This is a genomic window from Marinobacter sp. SS8-8 (assembly GCF_030540945.1).
Taxonomy (GTDB): Bacteria; Pseudomonadota; Gammaproteobacteria; order Pseudomonadales; family Oleiphilaceae; genus Marinobacter.
Map to the genome: position 1 here is coordinate 435622 of NZ_JASSVN010000001.1, position 20719 is coordinate 456340.

General features: G+C 59.8%; 15 protein-coding genes and 1 pseudogene. 2 read left to right on the top strand and 14 right to left on the bottom strand.

Translation table 11 applies throughout. The annotated features are described in order from the left end of the window. Nucleotides 1-52: 52 nt before the first annotated feature. From QPL96_RS01905 to urtA, 14 genes and pseudogenes are all read right to left on the bottom strand, one after another. Nucleotides 53-1267 carry an ABC transporter substrate-binding protein gene (locus QPL96_RS01905; protein WP_303285190.1) on the bottom strand — a complete coding sequence of 405 codons (1215 nt, stop codon included), beginning with the start codon at nt 1265-1267 and terminating at the stop codon, nt 53-55. An 82-nt stretch (nt 1268-1349) separates the two neighbouring features. Then, nucleotides 1350-2072, bottom strand: a complete 723-nt coding sequence (locus QPL96_RS01910; RefSeq protein WP_303285192.1) for an ABC transporter ATP-binding protein — start codon at nt 2070-2072, stop codon at nt 1350-1352. Next, nucleotides 2069-2854, bottom strand: coding sequence for an ABC transporter ATP-binding protein (locus QPL96_RS01915; protein ID WP_303285194.1), 786 nt, complete (start codon nt 2852-2854; stop codon nt 2069-2071). The genes QPL96_RS01910 and QPL96_RS01915 overlap by 4 nt, the downstream gene beginning before the upstream one ends. A gap of 78 nt (nt 2855-2932) precedes the next feature. Further along, nucleotides 2933-3736 (bottom strand): alpha/beta fold hydrolase, encoded by an 804-nt coding sequence (locus QPL96_RS01920; protein WP_303285195.1) that lies wholly within the window; start codon nt 3734-3736, stop codon nt 2933-2935. 4 nt (nt 3737-3740) lie between these two features. After that, complete coding sequence (locus QPL96_RS01925) at nt 3741-4157, bottom strand: PaaI family thioesterase (protein WP_303285196.1); 417 nt, start codon at nt 4155-4157, stop codon at nt 3741-3743. Continuing rightward, nucleotides 4154-5803, bottom strand: coding sequence for an AMP-binding protein (locus tag QPL96_RS01930; protein WP_303285197.1), 1650 nt, complete (start codon nt 5801-5803; stop codon nt 4154-4156). Before QPL96_RS01930 ends, QPL96_RS01925 begins: the two co-directional genes overlap by 4 nt. A 160-nt stretch (nt 5804-5963) precedes the next feature. Continuing rightward, the gene (locus QPL96_RS01935) at nt 5964-7025 is read right to left on the bottom strand and encodes a proline racemase family protein (RefSeq protein WP_303285198.1); all 1062 of its coding nucleotides are present in this window, start codon (nt 7023-7025) and stop codon (nt 5964-5966) included. Continuing rightward, nucleotides 7025-7331: pseudogene (locus QPL96_RS01940) on the bottom strand (alcohol dehydrogenase); the annotation flags it as partial. The gene QPL96_RS01935 and the pseudogene QPL96_RS01940, both read right to left, overlap by 1 nt. 160 nt (nt 7332-7491) lie before the next feature. Then, a complete protein-coding gene (locus tag QPL96_RS01945; protein WP_303285199.1) occupies nt 7492-8595 on the bottom strand; it encodes an AI-2E family transporter in 1104 nt (367 codons plus the stop codon). A gap of 159 nt (nt 8596-8754) precedes the next feature. Then, entirely contained in the window at nt 8755-9453 is a 699-nt protein-coding gene (gene urtE, locus QPL96_RS01950; RefSeq protein WP_303285200.1) for an urea ABC transporter ATP-binding subunit UrtE, read from the bottom strand. Then, complete coding sequence (gene urtD / locus QPL96_RS01955) at nt 9453-10277, bottom strand: urea ABC transporter ATP-binding protein UrtD (RefSeq protein WP_303285202.1); 825 nt, start codon at nt 10275-10277, stop codon at nt 9453-9455. The genes urtE and urtD overlap by 1 nt, the downstream gene beginning before the upstream one ends. Beyond that, a complete protein-coding gene (urtC, locus tag QPL96_RS01960; protein ID WP_303285204.1) occupies nt 10274-11398 on the bottom strand; it encodes an urea ABC transporter permease subunit UrtC in 1125 nt (374 codons plus the stop codon). The genes urtD and urtC overlap by 4 nt, the downstream gene beginning before the upstream one ends. Nucleotides 11399-11590: 192 nt before the next feature. Next, nucleotides 11591-13198, bottom strand: a complete 1608-nt coding sequence (gene urtB, locus QPL96_RS01965; RefSeq protein ID WP_303285206.1) for an urea ABC transporter permease subunit UrtB — start codon at nt 13196-13198, stop codon at nt 11591-11593. Nucleotides 13199-13305: 107 nt separating this feature from the next. Further along, nucleotides 13306-14613, bottom strand: coding sequence for an urea ABC transporter substrate-binding protein (gene urtA, locus QPL96_RS01970; protein WP_303285207.1), 1308 nt, complete (start codon nt 14611-14613; stop codon nt 13306-13308). Between the two features lie 358 nt (nt 14614-14971). On the opposite strand from urtA, the gene atzF reads away from it, so the two are divergent. Both atzF and uca read left to right on the top strand, forming a co-directional pair. Next, nucleotides 14972-16819: an allophanate hydrolase gene (atzF, locus tag QPL96_RS01975; RefSeq protein ID WP_303285208.1), complete on the top strand. Its 1848-nt coding sequence runs from the start codon at nt 14972-14974 to the stop codon at nt 16817-16819. An 89-nt stretch (nt 16820-16908) separates the two neighbouring features. Continuing rightward, complete coding sequence (gene uca / locus QPL96_RS01980; RefSeq protein WP_303285210.1) at nt 16909-20541, top strand: urea carboxylase; 3633 nt, start codon at nt 16909-16911, stop codon at nt 20539-20541. Nucleotides 20542-20719: the final 178 nt, after the last annotated feature.

The following is a 20719-nucleotide window of genomic DNA, read 5'->3' on the forward strand; positions in this document are numbered from 1 at the left end:
TGCCCCACCGAAGGGAAGGGAGCCCCGAAGATGACGCTCTTCTCTTTATTTGTTATTTGCCGGTTACCAGCGGGCACTTGCTCTCAGAGAGCGGGCGATAGGCTTCGTCAGCCGGGATAGTGCGGAGAATCTTGTACAGATCCCACTCTCCTTTGGACTCAGCCGGTGTCTTGACTTCCGCCAGATACATATCGTGCACCATACGGCCATCGACACGAATCCTGCCGTTCTTGGCAAACATGTCGTTGATCGGTGTATCCATCATTTTCTGGCGTACAGTCTGGGCATCATCGGAGCCGGTGGCTTCAACGGCTTTCAGGTACTGCATGGTGCTGGAGTAGATACCAGCGTGAACCATGGTCGGACGCACCCCGGTTTCTTTCTCGAAACGATCAGACCAGGCGCGGGTCTCATCGTTCATATCCCAGTACCAGCCCGTGGTCAGCTGAATGCCCTGGGCCGCATCCACGCCCAGTGCGTGCACATCCGTCAGGAACAGCAGCAGAGCTGCAAGGGTCTGTCCTGACTGGGTTACACCAAACTCACTGGCGGTGTTGATGGCATTGGTGGTATCCGCACCCGCATTCGCCAGCGCCACGACATCAGCACCTGAAGCCTGGGCCTGAAGGATGAAAGAGGAGAAATCAGGCGTAGGGAACGGGTGCCGCAGGGTACCGATGACTTCGCCACCGTTGGCCTTGACAACACGGGTTACGTCAGCTTCAAGGGCATGACCAAACGCGTAATCCGCGGTCAGGATGTACCAGGTTTTACCGCCTTCTTTTACCACCGCACTGGCAGTGCCGTTCGCCAGCGGATAAGTGTCGTACACATAGTGGATATGGTTTGGCGTGCAATGCTCGTTGGTGATGCTGGAGGCCGCAGAGCCGGAAATGATACCCAGCTTGTCATTCTCTTCAAGAATGTCACTTACCGCGATGGAAACAGAAGAAGCCACAAGACCGGCAACCAGATCGACTTTGTCATTTTCGACCCAACGGCGGACGGTGCTGGAGGCCACATCCGCGCTGTTGCGGTCATCCGCGCTCACAACTTCGATAGTGGCGCCGTTCACTTTTCCGCCAAAATCGGCGATGGCCATTTCCAGGGCCTTCATGCCGTTGGGACCAGCGAGATCCCGGTAGGTACCGGACATGTCCGCCAGGTAGCCGATTTTAACGACGTTGTCAGAAATGGCCGCCTGGGCGCCACCCACCATCATGGCGGTTGCAACGGCTGATGTCAGAAGCTTTTTCATCATTGTCATTGTTGTATCTCCGCGACTGTCGTGCGTTGGTTGTTCGGGTTGTTGTTGCTTTTTTTTGGTTGTTGCTCTCTTCTATCCGGTGTTACACACCCAAATAGTCGTTCAGCAGCGACTGCTTGGCTTCAAGCTCGCCGGCGCTTATCTCTTCCACGATCTGGCCGTGCTCCACAACGTAGTGGCGATCAGCCAGCGGCGCGGCGAAATGGAAATTCTGCTCCACCAGCACAATGGTCAGGCCTTTGTTCTTGAGCTTGATCAGCACTTCGCCAAGCTTTTCAACAATGACCGGCGCCAGCCCCTCGGTGATTTCGTCGAGCAGCAGCATATTGGCGCCGGTCCGCAGGATGCGGGCCATGGCCAGCATTTGCTGCTCACCGCCAGACAGTTTCGTGCCCTGACTGAAGCGACGCTCATAAAGGTTGGGAAACATGCTGTAAATTTCTTCCAGGCTCATGCCGCCGCTGCGCACCACCGGCGGCAGGGTCAGGTTCTCCTGGACGTTGAGTGCGGAAAAAATGCCCCGGTGTTCGGGGCAATACCCGACACCCAACCTGGCAATATGGTGCGGCGCACAAGACATGGTCTCTTCACCGTTGATCATGATGGAGCCGGTGCGGCGGCCAACCATGTTCATGATGGCCTTGAGCGTTGTGCTGCGGCCGGCGCCGTTGCGCCCGAGCAGGGTGACAAGCTCGCCGCGGTTAACCACCAGATCGATGCCGTGCAGGATATGAGACTCACCATAAAAAGCGTGCAGCCCGGAAACTCGCAACTGTTCGTATTCTTTGTCGGGACGGTTGCTCATTCTGCTGCCTCCCGCTCCGCCGAGGCTTTATCGTTGGCGGTGCCCATGTAGACTTCGCGCACTCGGGGATCGGCAGACACTTCGCTGTACTCTCCCTCAGTGAGAACGGCACCCTGGGCCAGCACCGTGATGCGGTCGCACAGTTTGCTGACCACCCCGAGGTTGTGTTCCACCATCAGGACCGTGCGGCCCCTGGCTGCCTTGCGAACAAGTTCAACCACGCTGTCTACGTCTTCGCCGCCCATGCCCTGGGTAGGCTCGTCGAGAAGCAGCAATTCGGGTTCCATGGCCAGGGTGGTGGCCAGCTCCAGCGCCCGCTTGCGGCCATAGGCCAGTTCCACAGTTGTGGTGTTGGCAAACTCCACCAGCCCGACGGAATCGAGCAATTCCATGCAGCGCTGGTTCAGTTTGTTCAGCGAAGCGCCGGACTTCCAGAAGCTGTAGGAGTTGTTTTCCGCGGTTTGCAGGGCAACCCGGATATTCTCCAGCGCCGTCATGTGAGGAAACACCGCGGAAATCTGGAATGAGCGGACAATGCCCCTGCGGGCAATGGCAGCCGATTTCAGAGGCGTGATGTCCTGACCCTTGAACAGGATCTGGCCCCGGGTCGGAATCAGGAACTTGGTGAGCAGATTGAAGACCGTGGTCTTGCCGGCGCCGTTGGGGCCAATCAGGGCGTGAATATGGCCTTTCTGAATCTTCAGATTCACGTCGTCGACCGCAACAAAGCCCTTGAATTCCTTGACAAGGTTACGGGTCTCCAGAACGTACTGTTCACTCATGAGCCAATTTACCTTTGTTATTGTTGTGCATGTCATCTATAACACAGATTAGATTGACGTATACGTAAACGTCAACACTTAATTCTGATTTTTCTGCCCAATCTCGCTAAGCAAAAAGTCGCAGATCAAAGCCGCTACCTGGTCTGTTTTTTCCAGATGAGGCGAGTGGCCAGTGTCCTCCAAAAAGACCGCTCGGGCGTTGGCGCCAATGCCGGCTACGATGTCAGTCACCTGCTCCGGAACGCCGTATTCGTCGTTTTCCCCCTGAATAATCATAGCCGGGCATTCGATGGCCGCCAGCCAGCGACTGAAATCCATCGCCGCATGAAACCCCTCATCTCGCCATACCGTCTGCCAGGCACTGAACAGATCATCGGTCCGGCGGCCATGGTACCGCTCCAATCGCTCGCGAATATCGGTTTCCCGGTAACGGATGGCCATTTCCTCTAAACCCGCGAGCGTCAGATGGTCGGCGTAGATGTGCGCCGCCATGGTGACAAGCGCCTTTACGCGGCTGCCCATGGCGCCGGCGGCCACCAGAGAAATCGAGCCACCATCACTATGCCCCACCAGCACGGCTTCCGGAATTTCAAGCCTGTCCAGCAACCGGGGCAGCCAGCGATGGCCAGCGACTTCAAGGTAGTCGTAGGGGCGCGGCAGCACTTCGGGGCTTGACCGCCCGTAACCCTGCCGGTTATAGATCAGCGCATCCCACCCTGTCGCCCTCGCAAGCTTCTCCGGAAACTTTCGCCACAGGGCAATACTGCCAAGGGATTCATGCAGAAACACCAGAACCGGCCCTTGTCGTTCCGCGTGCTGCATCCGCCTGACTTCCAGCTCAAGGCCCTCACCCACCGGCACCATCATGTCTCTTATCTGCATGGCGCTACCGGTTCGGAGGGATCGAATAGGTCATGGTGGAGTGGGCCACCGGCTCCTCTGCGCCTTCGGAGTATACGAACACTTCGCCCACCCCCATGGTACGGCCGACCTTCAGCATCGTCGCCCTGGCCCAGATCGGCTGGTGTGCCACAGGTTTGCGCAGGAAATTGATATTCAGGTTGGTGGTTACCGCCAAAGGCACCAGGCCAATCCTGCTGAGCAGCGCGGCGTACAGGGTGACGTCCGCCAGCCCCATCATGGCCGGCCCGGAGACGGTACCCCCGGGCCTGAGATGCTCCTCATCCACTTCCAGCCTCATTTCCGCCCAGCCATCCCCGAGCTTCTGCAGGGTGCCGAAGGCGGCCCCCTGCGGAAACTGCTCGTCAAGGAAGGCCTGCAACTCTTCAAACGTGATGATCATGCGCCGGTTTCTTCCTGGGCTTTATTACGAAGGACGAACCGCTGAATCTTCCCGCTTGGCGTCTTCGGCAGTTCATCAACGAACTCGATTTCCCGGGGGAAGGCGTGGGTGGACAACCGGCGGCGCACCAACTCCTGAAGTTCGTCTTTCAGGGCCTGCTCATCCGCTGGCGCCTGATCGCTCTTGATCACGACATAGGCCTTGATGATGGAGCCACGCTTTTCATCCGGTTTCCCGACTACGCCGGACTCCGCCACGGCGGCATGTTCCAGCAGTGTGCTCTCCACGTCTGCGGGGCCGACACGGTAGCCGGCGGTGGTAATAATGTCGTCGTCCCGGCCACTGAAGGAGAAGCAGCCATCGCCATGGCAGACCACCATGTCTCCGGTGAGATAGTAGCCTTTCACGAACGGGTCTTTTTCACCCCAGGTGTAACCGTCAAAGTGGAACAGAGGCGAGGCTTTCACATCCACGGCCAGTTGACCAACCTCGCCCGCGCCCACTTCCTCGTTCTTCTCGTTCAGGGCAACGACTTTATGGCCCGGGGAGGCATAGCCCATGGAGCCCTCGCGAATGGGGTGCTCAAGGCCATGGAAGTTACAGCAGGTCATACCGGTTTCGGTCTGGCCGTAGTGATCCTTGACCGGGCAGAAGTGACGATTGCGGATCCAGTTCACCACTTCCGGATTGAGGGGCTCGCCGGCACTGCTCGCGATTCGCAGACCCAGGTTCTCACCGTCTGGCAGCACATGATCGTTGGCCTTGAGCAGACGATAGGCCGTAGGCGCTGCGGCCAGGTTGGTGATCCTGTACTTGCGGATCATGTCGTAGGTGGATTCCGGCGTGAAGCCCCCGGGGTTGAAATGGGTCGCATGTCCCATCAACAGAGGACCTACCACCGCGTAATAAAGACCGTAGGCCCAGCCGGGATCGGCCACATTCCAGAACCTGTCGTCGTCCCGCAGATCGATGGCGTACTTCATGTAGACATAGAATGCCAGCAGCGCTTTGGCCGGAACGGCAACGCCCTTGGACTTGCCCACCGTACCGGACGTAAACATCTGCAGGAACGGCTCGTCACCTCTAACCATGACCGGCTCAAACTCACTCGACTGCGCCGCCAGGGTTTCCTCGAAACCGGGGACTTCAGCGTCAATCTCATCGGCGTTTACAGCGAGTACCGGCGGGCACACCTTCACATCATTCAGCTTGGGGAAGTTTTCCGGATTGGTCACCACCAGCCTGGTGCCGGCCCGCTCAAAACGGTATTCAATAGCCCCGGACCCAAAGGCAGTAAACAGGGGTTGATACACGGCACCGGCACGTAAGGCTCCCGCGATGACAATCAACAGTTCCGGTGTACGCGGCAGGAGCGCAGCCACCCGGTCACCCTTTCCAATGCCTTGGGACGTCAGGTAGTTGGCAAATCGGGCCGACTGCTCTTTCAGCTCGGCAAAGGTCAGAACACCGTCACCGCCACCCTCTTTTTCGTAGTAAAGGGCGACGCGCCGGGGATCGTCCGCCCACTTGTCGCAGATTTCGTGGCATACGTTGAGCCCGCTATCCAGACGTCCATCCAGGATGTCCGCTTCCAGGGCAGCAGGATCGAAGTTGTTGTAAACGTCGGTGTATTGCGGAAGGCTCATTCTCAACTCCTGGTGTTTTTATCATCGAAAGTAGGAATCAAGGTTTAGCACAGGCTTCACCTTACGTAAAGGTAAACTTTAGACCAAACAGGAAGAAATCCGGAGCGCTTCGTGAGGAGACAAACCGGCGCAGCCCGGCAGGCCGCGCCGGGTGAGGAGGTCAGGATTTCGGGGTGATATTCCAGGAGTGGCGGCCGGAAAGAATATGGCGCAGGGACCCACACTCCACCATGGGGTCATCGCAGTTCACAACGATGTCTGAGCGGGCAATGACATAGCCCTTGCCGGTGATGCTGTTCTTGATTACCTGGTATTCACCCTCCTCTTCAACGGCGGTAAATTCACCGATAAAGCCGGTCTCTCTCAGGGAAACGGTTTCGAGCTTGTCACCCGGCTTAATACTGCCTTCGTAGTTCATCAACGCCAGGCGGGCGGAAGTGCCAGTGCCGGTGGTGCTCCGGCAAATCACACCGGGATGCACATAGGTTGCAGACCGGGAGCGGTAATAGCCTTCGGCCACATGCCCTACGGGACCCATGAAGTGAAGGAACGGCAGTGGCCCCACATCGCCAAGGGTGTAATGGGAAAAGCCCCGTTCGGCCTGGATGGCCTCAACAATGGCATGGGCGGTTTCCGACAGCTTGCGCTCTTCGTCCAGGGTCAGATCAAAGCCCAGACTGGACGCATCCACCAGCGCATAAAAGCCACCGCTGTATGCCACGCTGTAGGTAATCTCACCCAACGAGGGCACGTCGATGCTGGCCTTGTAGGTGTGGATATAACTGGGCAGGCCTTCACAGGTAATGGCTTCCACCACGCCGTCCTGCACGGTCGCCTCGATCTGAACCAGGCCAGCAGGGGATTCCAGGAGAAAGTTCTGTTTGCCTTCCTGCTTCGGCAGGATACCTGATTCCAGCACTGCGGTGGCCGTGCAGATGGTGTTAGAGCCGGAGTAAATCGGGTAACCCATGACTTCCATGATGATGTAACCGGCCGCGGCCCGGGGATCCGTTGGCGGCACCAGCAAATCCACGGACATTTCGGGCACGCCATATGGCTCTTCCAACAAAAGCCGGCGCAGGCCATCGGCGTCATCCCGCAGGTATTCCATCTGAGCACGGACCGTATCGCCGGGCAATTGATCAATGCCACCGGTTACGATGCGGCTGACATCACCGCCGGCATGGGTATCCATCAACTGAATGGTAATCTCGGGTTTCATCAGGCACTCTCCAGTGACCAGGGTTGGCCGTGTTCTTCCCATTGTGAGTCGGGAACGATCACGATCTTGCCGAGATAATTGCTACCCCGGTTCACAAAATACTTTTCTGCCCGATGCAGATCAGAGAGCCTGAAGGCACCGTGCAGAACCGGTTTCAGTTGCCCTCCCCGAATCCAGGCCATCAGTTGCTCCGCTTCTTCCCGGGTGCCATGGGAGACACTGAAAATGTGCACCTGAATAGAGGTAGATACGGGTCCAAAGGATTTCGCTGATGTTGCCGCCGCTGGCACCGGTTACCAGTACCCGAGTTTTTCGATATCACCGTGACCGGTAAGAACCATGGCCTTCATGGTAGTCGGGATCATGGGCGGGCGATCCTCCCTGTCTGCTGAATTTTGGGTGTCCAGAGAGGATAGGTGAGTTTCCGGGGTGTGTCAGTGCGTGTTGCGGGTATCCATTATTCCCGCTATCGCGCAATAACCTTGTAGACCGGGCGCAGCTTGGGAATCTGCTTGAGGACCACCTGGATAACCGTCATCAATGGCACAGCCAGAAGCACGCCCACTGGCCCCCACAGCCAGCCCCAGAAGAAGATCGAGACAAAGATAACCACCGGATTGATCGCCATGCGAAAGCCATGGATCCAGGGCTCGATAAACAGACCTACAAGGGTCGTCAGCCCCAGGAAACCCAGGGGCGCGATCACCATCATCCAGAGTTCATCCAGGCTGACGGCTGATACGATTGTCAGCATCGAAATCGAGAGAATATTGCCCAGATAGGGAATAAACCGGGCCAGCCCTGCCACCAGCCCCCAGACCGCCGGATCCGGCAAGCCGGCGCCCCAGGATATAAGGCCGGTGATAGTGCCGACGGCCAGATTGCTCAATCCCAGAACGCCCAGGTAGCGGGCAATCTGATGCTGCGAATCATGAGTGATCCGTAACACCGTTTTGCGCTGATCAATGGGGAGCTGACGAACAAAGTTCCTGGTCAGACGGTCACCGCTGACCAGAAGGAAATAGGTCAATGCCAGTGCCAGCGCGAGGCCCGCGATGCCGTTCCGGGCTTTGGCCATCAACTGGCTGCGCCAGGAGTCCGTTTGCAGAACAACCGCCGTTGGCTGTTGTTGCTCTGTCTCGGAAAGCTCCTCCACGGATTTCTCGACCTGCTTCGCTGATTCCGTCACCCTGGCAATCTGGCGACGGATCTCGCTCTCGCCTACCAACAGCCTGGAGATCCCCTGCGGCACCTCCTCCACCCACTTCAGCGCCGGGGTCGCGACCGCAAGGGTGATACCAACAATCCCGGCCAGTACCAGCATGACTAAAACCAGCGAGCTGACCACCCGCGGAATCCGCCATGTGACGTAGGCCTTCTTCACCAGTGGCGACAGCAACAGGCTCGTCATTAACGCGAGAATGATAGGCATGACAATCTCATGGGCCAGATACAGGGTATACAGAATACCCAGGCCGAACAGCCCGTAGATTGGCGTGGCAAGATCCGATGAAATCAGCGGGCGCACGCTTTCGCCCGCCGAGTCGTTATTTGTGGAATGGTCATCCATGATGAACCCTGCAGACCTTGAAAAAAGTCCGGCCCGGAAAACCGGACCGGCATTCAAAACCGTCAGTCTACCCTCACCAGTGCCAGGGTGCACCCGGGAGAGGGTTATATGGGGCGTAATCACCGACAGGCAAGAGGGTCGATTTAGCGGCGTTTACAATCAAACAGTTAAATGTGCTCTAATCAACTGGTCAGACAGCCCAGCAATCTGACCCCCAGCAACTCGCCGCCCCCGATCAAGAATCGCAAACCGATCCGCATACTTCCGCGCAAACGGCAACTTCTGCTCAACGAGCAGAACGGTCAGCCCATCCTCCTCGATCAGCCTGCGAATAACCTCCCCAATCTGCGCCACAATATTCGGCTGAATCCCCTCCCCCGGTTCGTCCAGAATCAGCAGCCTCGGTTCAATCACCAGCGCCCGCCCAATCGCGAGTTGCTGCTGCTGACCGCCAGACAGGTCGCCGCCCCTGCGGTGCCGCATTTCCTTCAGCACCGGGAACAGCTCATAGACACGTTCGGGGATTTTCTTGCTGCCGTCCTTGCGTACGGCCAGGCCGGTGCGCAGGTTTTCTTCCACGGTCAGCAGGGGGAAAATCTGCCGTCCCTGGGGCACGTAGCCGATGCCGAGGCGTGATCGATCTTCCACTTTCTTTTTGGTGAGCTCCACATCCCCGGCGAATTCAATACTGCCGCTTTTGGTGGCTTCCTCGCCCATGATGCATTTCATCAGGGTGGTTTTGCCCACGCCGTTGCGGCCCATTACGCAGGTGCATTGACTCTGGGGTACGTCCATGTCCAGATCCCAGAGGGTGTGGCTTTCGCCGTAAAACTGGTTGAGCTTCCGGATCTTCAGCATTACGCCTCCTCCCCGAGATACACCTTGATCACTTCCGGGTCGTTGGAGACCTGGTCCATGGAGCCTTCGGCCAGCACGCTGCCCTGGTGCAGCACGGTCACCTTGCGGGCAATGGAGCGCACGAAACCCATGTCGTGCTCCACCACCACAACGGACTGTTTGCCGGCCAGGCTGGTGAGCAGTTCGGCGGTGCGCTCCATTTCCTGTTCGGTCATGCCGGCGACCGGTTCGTCCACCAGCAGCAGGCGCGGCTTCTGCATCAGCAGCATACCGATTTCCAGCCACTGCTTCTGGCCATGGGAGAGGATACCGGCGAGGCGGTCCCGCAGGTCTTTCAGGCCGATCATTTCCAGCACTTCGTCGATGCGGTCCCGGAATTGTGGTTTCATCACGGCGGTGAGCGTGGGCAATACCCGCTTGTCCGCCGCCATGGCCAGCTCCAGGTTCTCGAACACTGTGAGGGCTTCGAACACCGTGGGTTTCTGGAACTTGCGGCCGATGCCCAGAGAGGCGATGTCCGGCTCGTTCATGGTGAGCAGGTTGTGGCGGCTGCCGAACCACACCGAGCCGGTGTCTGGCCGGGTTTTACCGGTGATGATGTCCATCATGGTGGTTTTGCCGGCGCCGTTGGGGCCGATAATGCAGCGCAGTTCACCGTCGTCGATGGTGAGGTTGAGGTTGTTGATGGCCTTGAAGCCGTCAAAGCTCACGTTCACGCCTTCCAGGTACAGGATGGGGCCGTGGCGCACGTCCACCGGGGACTGCACCGGCGCGAGGAATTCGAATACCTGGTCGCGATTGGCCAGTTCCTGAAAAATGCTCATGCGGCGGCCTCCTGCCCAGTGGCTGTGTCGTCATCGATTTTGGCTTTGCGGCGTTTCTGCAGCAGCCCGGCAATGCCCTTGGGCAGGAACACGGTGACCAGCACAAACAGGCCGCCGAGGGCGAACAGCCAGGCGTCCGGCATGATGCCGGTGAACACGGTTTTGGCGTAGTTCACCAGGATGGCGCCGATCACCGCGCCGTAGAGAGTTGCGCGACCACCCAGGGCCACCCATACCACGATCTCGATGGAGAACAGCGGCGAGAATTCGCTGGGGTTGATGATGCCCACTTGAGGCACGTACAGCGCTCCGGCCACGCCCGCCAGCATGGCGGACACCACGAACACGAACAGCTGAACCCGTTCCACCCGGTAACCCAGGAAGCGGGTACGGGCCTCGGCGTCCCGGCAGGCCACGCTCACCCGGCCCAGTTTGCTGGTCACAATGCCCCGGCAGATCACGTAGCCAATGGCCAGGGCGATACCGGTGGCGATGAACAGCCCGAGGCGGGTGGCGTCCGTGCGCAGGTTGAAGCCAAGGATGTCCTTGAAGTCGGTCAGGCCGTTGTTGCCGCCGAAGCCCATCTCGTTGCGGAAGAAGGCCAGCATCAGGGCAAAGGTGAGCGCCTGGGTGATGATGGAGAGGTACACCCCGGTTACCCGCGAGCGGAAGGCCAGAAAGCCGAACACCAGGGCCAGCAGGCCCGGGGCCAGCAGCACCATGAGGAAGGCAAACCAGGCCATGTCGAAGCCGTGCCAGAACCAGGGCAGCTCCTGCCAGTTCAGGAACACCATGAAGTCCGGCAGGATGGGATCGCCATACACACCGCGATCACCAATCTGGCGCATCAGGTACATACCCATGGCGTAGCCGCCGAGAGCAAAGAAGGCGCCGTGGCCCAGGCTGAGGATACCGAGGTAACCCCACACCAGGTCCACCGCCACCGCCAGCAGGGCGTAACACAGGTATTTGCCCAGCAAAGTGACAGTAAAGGCGCTGACATGCAGGGCGCTGTCCTGGGGAATAAACAGGTGTAGGAAGGTCACCACCACCAGGGCCGCGAACAATACACCCAGGAACACTTGCGTGGACCGCTCACGCAGGGGTCTTGTTAGCCACATAACTGGTGTCCCTTCTGGCTAATTATTTGATTCACTGAGCCTCTGAGCGTCTTGAGAGCAAGGCGCAGTGGCGAAGGTTTGGTGGTTCCAAATCGAGTCGCTGTAACGCGGCTATCAAGGCGTTCAGGGGCTCCCGAAGGGCGAGGCGCTTGCGCCTCGCAGTGGATTAAAGAATTGGCTAGACGGGACACCTTAACCCTCCGCAGCCCGGCCTTTCTGGGGGAAGAGCCCCTTCGGCCGTTTCTGGATAAACAGGATGATGAACACCAGCACAATGATCTTGGCGAGTACGGCACCGGCCCAGGGTTCGAGCAGCTGGTTGATGGTGCCCAGGGAAAGCCCGGCAATGAGGGTGCCCCAGAGATTCCCTACGCCACCGAACACCACCACCATGAACGAGTCGATGATGTAGTTCTGGCCCAGGTTGGGGCCCACGTTGGTGAGCTGGGACAGCGCTACCCCGGCCAGGCCGGCAACGCCGGAGCCCAGGGCAAAGGTCATGATGTCCACCCTTGTGGCGCGGATGCCCATGGAGCGTGCCATGGCACGGTTCTGGGTAACGGCGCGCACTTCCAGGCCCAGGCGGGTCTTGCGCATGATCAGCATCAGCGCAGCGAAAACAATCAGCGCGAACGCCAGAACGTACAGGCGGTTGAGAGTCAGCGAGAGAGCGTCGTTGATCACCAGGGAGCCGCTCATCCAGTCAGGGGTCACCACGGTGCGGTTCTGGGGAGAGATCACCGTGCGCACCAGCTGTTGCAGGATCAGGCTGATGCCGAAGGTGGCCAGCAGAGTTTCCAGCGGGCGGCCTTTGAGGTATTGGATAACGCTGCGCTCAATGATAATGCCTGCGGTAGCAGCCACCAGGAAGCCGGCGGGAATCGAGAGAATCAGGGCCAGGCCGGGCTGGCCGGGTAGGAGTTGCTGCATGCCCCAGGTGGTGTAAGCACCCAGCATGATCAGTTCGCCGTGGGCCATGTTGATCACGCCCATCACACCAAAGGTGATGGCCAGGCCGATGGCGGCGAGAACCAGAACTGAACCCAGTGAGAGCCCGAAATACAGGGTCTCGGCGGCACGGTTCAGTTTGAGTTTCTGTTCGATGCTTTCCAGGGCTTCGGTGGCGCTTGCCGCCAGTGCCTGGTTATCGCTTCGGGCCGCTTCGTTGAGGGCGGCGCGGGCGCGGGGGTGCAGGCTGCCGGCCAGCACGTCCACAGCCTCCACACGGCCTTCGCCTACCCGGTAAATGGCCACGGCTTCTTCAATGCGGTTGCGTACGCCGGCGTCTTCTTCCAGCGCCAGTCGGGCTTCCAGCGGCTCGACCAGTGAGGCGTCCACTTTGCCCATCATGTCCTGTGCGGAGGCTTCACGCACATCGGGGTCTGCGGCATTCAGGTCCAGCATGGCCAGTATGCCCTCAAGCTGGCCCCGTATGCGGTTGTTGATGGCGACTCTGTCCAGCTCACGGCGGGACATTTCACCCAGGTTCTCTCCGGTCAGCGGATCGGCGATTTCCCAGTCCCGGCCCCGGTTGTTCAATACCAGCACCACCTGCCCGGTGTCTTTTACCCGGCTCAGACGGTTGTTTCCGTAGGCTTCGAGCCAGCCCCTGGCTCTTTCATCACCGCTGCTGACGATGGCGTTCACCGCCTCCTCCACTTTGCTGGCCGGCGCTTCTGCAAGGTTGGTCAGCAAAGCCTTGCCACGGTCGTTTTCCTGCGCCACTGCGGGCAGCGATAGCGGGGTGATAACGGCAACCAGGGCGATAAACAGTAATGTGAGCGATCGGCAGATGCTCATGGGTGTGTCCTGTCTGTTGAAAGCGTGGTGCGGGGCAACAACCGGGGGCAACTCAGCCTCCCCCGGTTGTCCATGGTGCTATTCCATAGCGCTATGCGATCCCTGCCTTACTCGGCTTCAGCGGCCATCTCGCCCGCGGACGCGCCACAGGTGCCGGTTGCGGTGTTGAAGGTTCCGCAGAACATGGGCTTGCGCCAGTCGGCGATCATGTCCCGTGAACCCGGCAGATAGTCAGACCAGGCATCGCCGGCCACGGTAGACGGGGTCTCCCAGACCACGGAGAACTGGCCATTGTCCTGGATTTCACCGATCAGAACCGGTTTGGTGATGTGGTGGTTGGGCATCATGGCGGCATAGCCACCGGTGAGGTTGGGCACAGTGACACCGACGATGGCGTCTTTCACCGCGTCCACGTCAGTGGTACCGGCTTTCTTGACGGCTTCCACGTACATGTTGAAGCCGATGTAGTGAGCTTCCATCGGGTCGTTAGTAACCGCTTCCTCGTTACCGGTGTGCTTGATCCACTGGTCAATGAAGTCGTAGTTGGCGTCGCTGTCCACGCTCATGAAATAGTTCCAGGCCGCCAGATGGCCAACCAGCGGCGCGGTATCGATACCGGAGAGTTCCTGCTCACCCACGGAGAAGGCGACAACCGGGATGTCGGAGGCGGAGATGCCCTGGTTGCCCAGCTCACGATAGAAGGGCACGTTGGCGTCGCCGTTGATGGTGGAAACCACGGCGGTCTTCTTGCCGGCGGAACCGAAGCGCTTGATATCAGAGACAATGTTCTGCCAGTCGGAGTGACCGAAAGGCGTGTAGTTGATCATGATGTCTTCTTTGGCCACACCCATGTCCACCAGGTAGGTCTCAAGGATCTTGTTGGTGGTGCGCGGGTATACGTAGTCGGTGCCCGCCAGTACCCAGCGCTCCACGCCGATTTCGTTCATCAGGTAGTTCACCGCAGGGATGGCCTGCTGGTTGGGCGCAGCGCCGGTGTAGAAGACGTTCTCGGAAGATTCCTCACCCTCGTACTGCACCGGGTAGAACAGAAGGCCGTTCAGCTCTTCCACCACCGGCAGTACGGATTTACGGGACACTGAGGTCCAGTTACCGAAGATAACGTCAACTTTTTCCTGGGCCAGAAGCTCGCGGGCTTTTTCAGCGAACAGCGGCCAGTTGGAGGCCGGGTCCACAACAACCGCCTCCATCTGACGACCCAGCACACCGCCCTTGGCGTTCTGTTGCGCGATCAGCATTTCTACGGTGTCTTTCAGGACAGTTTCACTGATGGCCATAGTGCCGGAAAGGCTGTGCAGGATGCCCACCTTGATGGGGTCTTCCGCGGCCATGGAGTTGAAGGAGATGGAAAGTGCGAGTGCAGAGAGGCCCAGTTTCATGTGTTTTTTGAGGCTCATGTTGCGCGTCCTTTTCATAGTTGGGTCTTGAGTTGGAGGGTGCAGTTCGTCTTGAAACTCACAGGAGCCACTGCATCTGCTGTTCCACATTCCATGTATATCCATCTAAAACAAACAGTTATCTAGTATACAAGTCAAGCAGGTACTGACAGGGAGCCATCAACGCCCCTCCAACCTTCTGTTTTACTGTTCAGTTTTGGTGCGCCCGCACCGGCCTTGGGCGGGCTTCGCCGGAGCACTTCTGCGCCAAGAATTAATAACTCGCTGTTTTTACAGAATTATTAAGAAATTTCCGCAAATGGCACAGGCATTGCCATCCCACATGTATACAAGTTGATAACGCACATGAGGACGACCAATGCCTTCAACACTCGGATGGACCATCAAGGACTGGCAGAACACCTATAGAGAAGGCGCTTCGCCTGAGTCATTACTGGGTGAGTTACTGGCGGGGCTGGATATCACAGACCTAGCCTGGATTTCCCTGCTGGATGGCAATGGCCTGGCCGAAGCCCTGGCAGAGCTGGAACAGACCCTGGAAGCCGCCGGCGGCGACAAGGCCGCACTGCCGCTCTATGGCATTCCGTTCGCGGCAAAAGACAACATAGATGCCCGAGGCTTTGAAACCACCGCTGCCTGCCCGACTTTCGCCTACACCCCGAAAGAAGACGCCACCACCATTGCCCGTCTGAAGGCCGCCGGCGCGGTGGTGATCGGCAAAACCAACCTGGACCAGTTTGCCACCGGCCTGGTGGGTACCCGCTCGCCCTATGGCGCGGTGCCCAACAGCTTCAAGCCGGAAGTGGTCAGCGGCGGCTCCAGCTCCGGCTCAGCCTCGGTTGTTGCCAGAGGCTTGGTGCCATTTTCCCTGGGCACCGACACTGCCGGCTCCGGCAGGGTGCCGGCAGGGCTCAACAACCTGGTGGGTCTGAAGCCGACCAGGGGCCGGTTCAGTATTCGCGGCGTGGTGCCGGCCTGCCGCTCCCTGGATTGCGTGTCCATCTTTGCGCTTACCGTCAACGACGCTGGCCTGGTATCCGATGTGATGACCGGGTTCGACGCCGGTGATGCGTTTTCCCGCAAGGCACCTTACGCCCTGCCCCTGGACGGCCCCGCCCTTCGTCGGCCCGGCCCGATCAGACGGCTGGCCATTCCGGAACATCCCCAGTGGTTCGGTGACCCGCAGTCGGAAGCGGCCTGGAACACCACCATCAGCCTGTGGCGCGGGCTGAATGTTGAGCTGGTTCCCATGGATTTCAGCCCCATGCTGGAACTGGCGGCGCTGCTCTACGAGGGCCCCTGGGTGGCCGAGCGCCACGCCGCTGTGGAAGCGTTCATGGCCAGCCACGCCGATGATATGAACCCGGTGGTCAAAGGCATTATCAGCAACGCCGGCAAGTTCAGCGCCACCGATACCTTCAAGGCCCAGTACCGCAAGGAAGAGCTGCAACGCCAGATCGATGTACTGCTGGCCGATGTGGACGCCTTGCTGGTGCCCACTGCGCCTACCGCGCCCACCATCCAAGCGGTCAACGCCGACCCGGTGACCCTCAACAGCCAACTGGGCACCTACACCAATTTTGTAAACCTGGCGGACATGAGCGCACTGGCGATTCCCGCCGGCTTCCGGGACGACGGCCTGCCCTTCGGCGTGACGCTGATCAGCGGCGCCTGGAAGGACACCGAACTGCAGAACCTGGCCTGCCAGTGGCTCAACGCTCACCCGACACCCCTGGGCGCCACCGATAAAGTCCGCCCGGAAGAAACCCCGGACGCTGCCATTTCAACACCAACCGTGCAGGTGGCGGTGGTCGGCGCTCACCTCAGCGGCATGCCCCTGAACACTCAGCTCACCGAACGCTTCGCGGTGCTGCTGGAGCAAACCACCACCTCCGCCCATTACCGGCTCTACGCCCTGCCCAACACCACCCCGCCAAAACCCGGCCTGAAACGGGTTGCTGCGGGCCAGGGAGAGAACAAGAAGGGTGAACAGATCATCGTGGAAGTCTGGGAGATGCCCGCCTCAGCCTTCGGCTCCTTTGTGGATCTGATTCCAGCGCCCCTGGGCATCGGCAATGTGGAACTGGCCGATGGCCGCTGGGTGAACGGTTTTATCTGCGAAGGCTACGGCTTCGACGGCGCCCGGGATGTCACCGAATTCGGCGGCTGGCGAGCATTTGTGACTGCTGAAAACGGGGTCAGATGAAATTTTCATCTGACCCCAACTTCAAAATTCAAAAAAGGGGTCAGAAGAAAGCGTTCTTCTGACCCCGGGTTCACAGGAGATTCCAGACCATGTTCTCTAAAGTACTGATCGCCAACCGGGGCGAAATCGCGGTTCGCACCATTCGCACCCTCAAGGCCATGGGCGTTGGCAGTGTTGCCGTCTACTCCCACCAGGATCGCCATAGCCTGCATGTAACCCTGGCCGATGAATCCGTGGCCCTCACCGGTAACGGCGCCAGCGAAACCTACCTCGACAAGGCCCAGATTCTGTCGGCCGCCAAGCACACCGGCGCCGAGGCGATCATTCCGGGGTATGGCTTTCTCTCCGAGAACGCCGACTTCGCCGAGGCCTGCGAGGCCGACGGTATTGCCTTCATCGGCCCCACACCCCACCAGATGCGCGAGTTCGGCCTGAAGCACCGGGCCCGGGAACTGGCGGAAGCCGCCGGTGTGCCCCTGGCCCCGGGCAGCGGCCTGCTGGAAAGCCTGGACGAAGCCCTGCAAACCGCCAACCGACTGGGCTACCCGGTGATGCTGAAAAGCACCGCCGGCGGCGGCGGCATCGGGCTGACCCGCTGCAACAGCGAAAGCGAACTGCGGGACGCCTTTGAAACCGTGCGCCGGCAGGGCCAGAGCTTCTTTAATGACAGCGGCGTGTTCCTGGAGCGTTTCATCGCCCGGGCCCGCCATGTGGAAGTGCAGATATTCGGCGACGGCCAAGGCAATGTAGTTGCCCTTGGCGAACGGGATTGCTCCCTGCAGCGCCGGAACCAGAAAGTGGTGGAGGAAACCCCGGCCCCGAACCTGCCGGCGGCCACCCGCCAGAAGATGCTGGATGCCGCCGTCTCCCTCGGCCAATCGGTAAATTACCGCTCCGCCGGCACTGTGGAATACATCTACGACGCCGACCGGGACGAGTTCTACTTCCTGGAAGTGAATACCCGCTTACAGGTGGAGCACCCGGTGACCGAGTCTGTCACCAGCCTGGACCTGATCGAATGGATGCTGAAGATCGCCGCCGGAGAAAGCCCGGACCTGGCCGGTTTCGAGCCGGAACTTAACGGCGCGTCCATGGAAGTGCGCATCTACGCCGAAGATCCGCTCAAGGATTTCCAGCCCTCGCCCGGTGAACTGACCGACGTGCACTGGCCGGAAGACAATGTGCGGGTGGATACCTGGGTGGAAAACGGCAGCGAGGTGTCCGCCCACTACGACCCGATGATTGCCAAGCTGATTGTGCACGGCAAAGACCGGCGCGAGGCCCTGGCCCAACTGAAAGCCGCCCTGGCGGAAACCCGGCTGATGGGCATTGCCACCAATCTGGATTACCTGCGCCAGGTGGTCGCCCAGCAGAGCTTTGCCGATGGCATTGTCTCCACCTGCGCACTGGAGCGCTTCGAGTTCAAACCCGCCGTGGCGGAGGTGGTCAAACCCGGCACCTACACCACGGTGCAGGACTACCCGGGTCGCGTGGGCTACTGGAACATCGGCGTGCCGCCCAGCGGCCCCATGGATGACTACGCCTTCCGGATTGCCAACCGCATCGTCGGCAACCACAGCGAAGCCGCCGGCCTGGAAGCCACACTGATCGGCCCCAGCCTGAAGTTCCACAAAGATTCCGTTGTCGCCCTGACCGGTGCGCTCACCGAGGCCACCCTGGACAACAAACCTGTGGAATTCTGGAAACCCATCACGGTGAAAGCCGGCCAGGTTCTGACGGTGGGCAAGGCCATCAAGGGCTGTCGCACCTACCTCGCCGTGCGCGGTGGCTTTGATGTGCCGGTGTATCTCGGCAGCCGCTCCACCTTCGCCCTCGGCCAGTTCGGCGGCCACGGCGGCCGGCCCTTGCGCCCTGGCGACATGCTCGGCATCAGCCAGATCAGCCTGCCGGCCTGCACCACCACGGCACCGACACACGACCCCGCCCCGGCGGACCCGGACCTGATTCCCCACTATCCAGACCACTGGGAAATCGGTGTGCTCTATGGCCCCCACGGCGCGCCGGATTTCTTCACCGAACAATCCATCGAGAAGTTCTTCGAGCAGGACTGGGAAGTTCACTACAACTCCAACCGCCTGGGCATCCGCCTGAACGGACCCAAGCCCGAGTTCACCCGCGCCGACGGTGGCGAAGCGGGTCTGCACCCCTCCAACATCCACGACTGCGAATACGCCATCGGCTCCATCAACTTCACCGGCGACATGCCCGTGATTCTCACCAGGGACGGCCCCAGCCTGGGCGGTTTTGTGTGCCCGGCGACCATCGCCAAGGCCGAATTATGGAAAGTCGGCCAGGTAAAACCCGGCGATACCATCCGGTTCGTGGCCATCGATAACGACACCGCCGTGGAACTCTCCGAGCGCCAGGAACTGGCCGTCAAGAGCCTGATGGCGCCGCCGATGGTGGATCTGGTGAAACCGGACCTGGCCCCGGAGAACGGTCTCTCGGCGACAATCCTAGCCCATCTGGAAGAAACCGACGGTCGACCGGAGGTCACCTATCGCCAGGCCGGCGACCAGTACATCCTGCTGGAATACGGCGCCAACGTGATGGACCTGGGGTTCCGCCTGCGCATCCACGCCCTGATGGAAGCCATCGCCGACCTGCAGCCCAACGGCCTGCTGGAACTCTCCCCCGGCGTGCGCTCGCTGCAGTTGCGATACGATGCCCGCATCCTGCCGCAGGCGGCGCTGATGGAGTACCTGCTGGACCTGGAAGCCACCCTGCCACCCACGGACGAACTGAAAGTCCGCAGCCGGGTTATCCACCTGCCCATGGCCTTCGAAGACAGCGCCACCCTCGAAGCGGTGGACAAGTACCGCCAGTCCGTGCGCGATACCGCACCCTGGCTGCCCAACAACGTCGACTTCATGCAACGCATCAACGGCCTGCCCAGCCGCGAGGCCGTCCGCGACATCCTGTTCTCGGCCCGCTATCTGGTGCTCGGTCTTGGCGACGTTTACCTGGGCGCGCCCTGTGCCGTGCCACTGGACCCAAGGCACCGGATGCTCACCTCAAAGTACAACCCGGCCCGGACCTACACGGCGGAAGGCACCGTAGGCATCGGCGGCGTGTACATGTGCATCTACGGCATGGACTCCCCCGGCGGCTACCAGCTTGTCGGTCGCACCCTGCCGATCTGGAATAAGTACCTGAAGAACCCACAGTTCGCAGAAGGCGCCCCCTGGCTGCTACGCTTCTTCGACCAGGTGTGCTACTACCCGGTAACCGAAGCCGAACTGGACGAAAAGCGCGACCAGTTCCGCGCCGGCCAGCTGACCGTGAAAATCGAGGAAGAAACCTTCGACCTGAAATCCCATCAGGCCTTCCTGGACGCCAACGCCGACGCCATCGCCGAATTCCGCGAATTGCAGCAGGTGGCCTATGCTAAAGAGGTGGCCCTGTGGAAAGACAGCGAAGCCGAAGAACTGGATAAACTGGCCAAGGCCCCGCCGAAAGCGGATGCCTCCGACCTGGCGAAATTCGGGGAGCTGGTGAGTGCGGAGATTGCTGGTAACATCTGGAAGTGCCTGGTGAAGCCTGGCGATACCGTCGCCGAAGGTGATCCGCTGGTGATCGTGGAGGCTATGAAAATGGAATTCGAGATCAACGCGACCCAGGCCGGGGAGATCAGTGCCATGCATGTGGAGCCTGGCAAGGCCGTGACTCCCGGGGAGCCTTTATTAAGTATCAAGATTTAGGCTTGGGAGTTTTGCCTTTTTTGGCTGCCAGCTCTGGAGTGGCGCCGATGGGTTTACGGCGTCTTTTGCAAAGCTTCCCCGATAGCCGCGCCCAGAGGCCAAACTCCCCCCAAGAGGCAACCCGGAACCAAAAGAAGGGGCGAACGAAAAGAAAATGGCAACAAACACCAAAAGAAAA

Excerpts from the sequence above, each read along its gene's own strand:
- QPL96_RS01905 (WP_303285190.1), bottom strand. The coding sequence starts at position 1,267 with ATGACAATGATGAAAAAGCTTCTGACATCAGCCGTTGCAACCGCCATG.
- QPL96_RS01910 (WP_303285192.1), bottom strand. The coding sequence starts at position 2,072 with ATGAGCAACCGTCCCGACAAAGAATACGAACAGTTGCGAGTTTCCGGG.
- QPL96_RS01915 (WP_303285194.1), bottom strand. The coding sequence starts at position 2,854 with ATGAGTGAACAGTACGTTCTGGAGACCCGTAACCTTGTCAAGGAATTC.
- QPL96_RS01920 (WP_303285195.1), bottom strand. The coding sequence starts at position 3,736 with ATGCAGATAAGAGACATGATGGTGCCGGTGGGTGAGGGCCTTGAGCTG.
- QPL96_RS01925 (WP_303285196.1), bottom strand. The coding sequence starts at position 4,157 with ATGATCATCACGTTTGAAGAGTTGCAGGCCTTCCTTGACGAGCAGTTT.
- QPL96_RS01930 (WP_303285197.1), bottom strand. The coding sequence starts at position 5,803 with ATGAGCCTTCCGCAATACACCGACGTTTACAACAACTTCGATCCTGCT.
- QPL96_RS01935 (WP_303285198.1), bottom strand. The coding sequence starts at position 7,025 with ATGAAACCCGAGATTACCATTCAGTTGATGGATACCCATGCCGGCGGT.
- QPL96_RS01945 (WP_303285199.1), bottom strand. The coding sequence starts at position 8,595 with ATGGATGACCATTCCACAAATAACGACTCGGCGGGCGAAAGCGTGCGC.
- urtE (WP_303285200.1), bottom strand. The coding sequence starts at position 9,453 with ATGCTGAAGATCCGGAAGCTCAACCAGTTTTACGGCGAAAGCCACACC.
- urtD (WP_303285202.1), bottom strand. The coding sequence starts at position 10,277 with ATGAGCATTTTTCAGGAACTGGCCAATCGCGACCAGGTATTCGAATTC.
- urtC (WP_303285204.1), bottom strand. The coding sequence starts at position 11,398 with ATGTGGCTAACAAGACCCCTGCGTGAGCGGTCCACGCAAGTGTTCCTG.
- urtB (WP_303285206.1), bottom strand. The coding sequence starts at position 13,198 with ATGAGCATCTGCCGATCGCTCACATTACTGTTTATCGCCCTGGTTGCC.
- urtA (WP_303285207.1), bottom strand. The coding sequence starts at position 14,613 with ATGAGCCTCAAAAAACACATGAAACTGGGCCTCTCTGCACTCGCACTT.
- atzF (WP_303285208.1), top strand. The coding sequence starts at position 14,972 with ATGCCTTCAACACTCGGATGGACCATCAAGGACTGGCAGAACACCTAT.
- uca (WP_303285210.1), top strand. The coding sequence starts at position 16,909 with ATGTTCTCTAAAGTACTGATCGCCAACCGGGGCGAAATCGCGGTTCGC.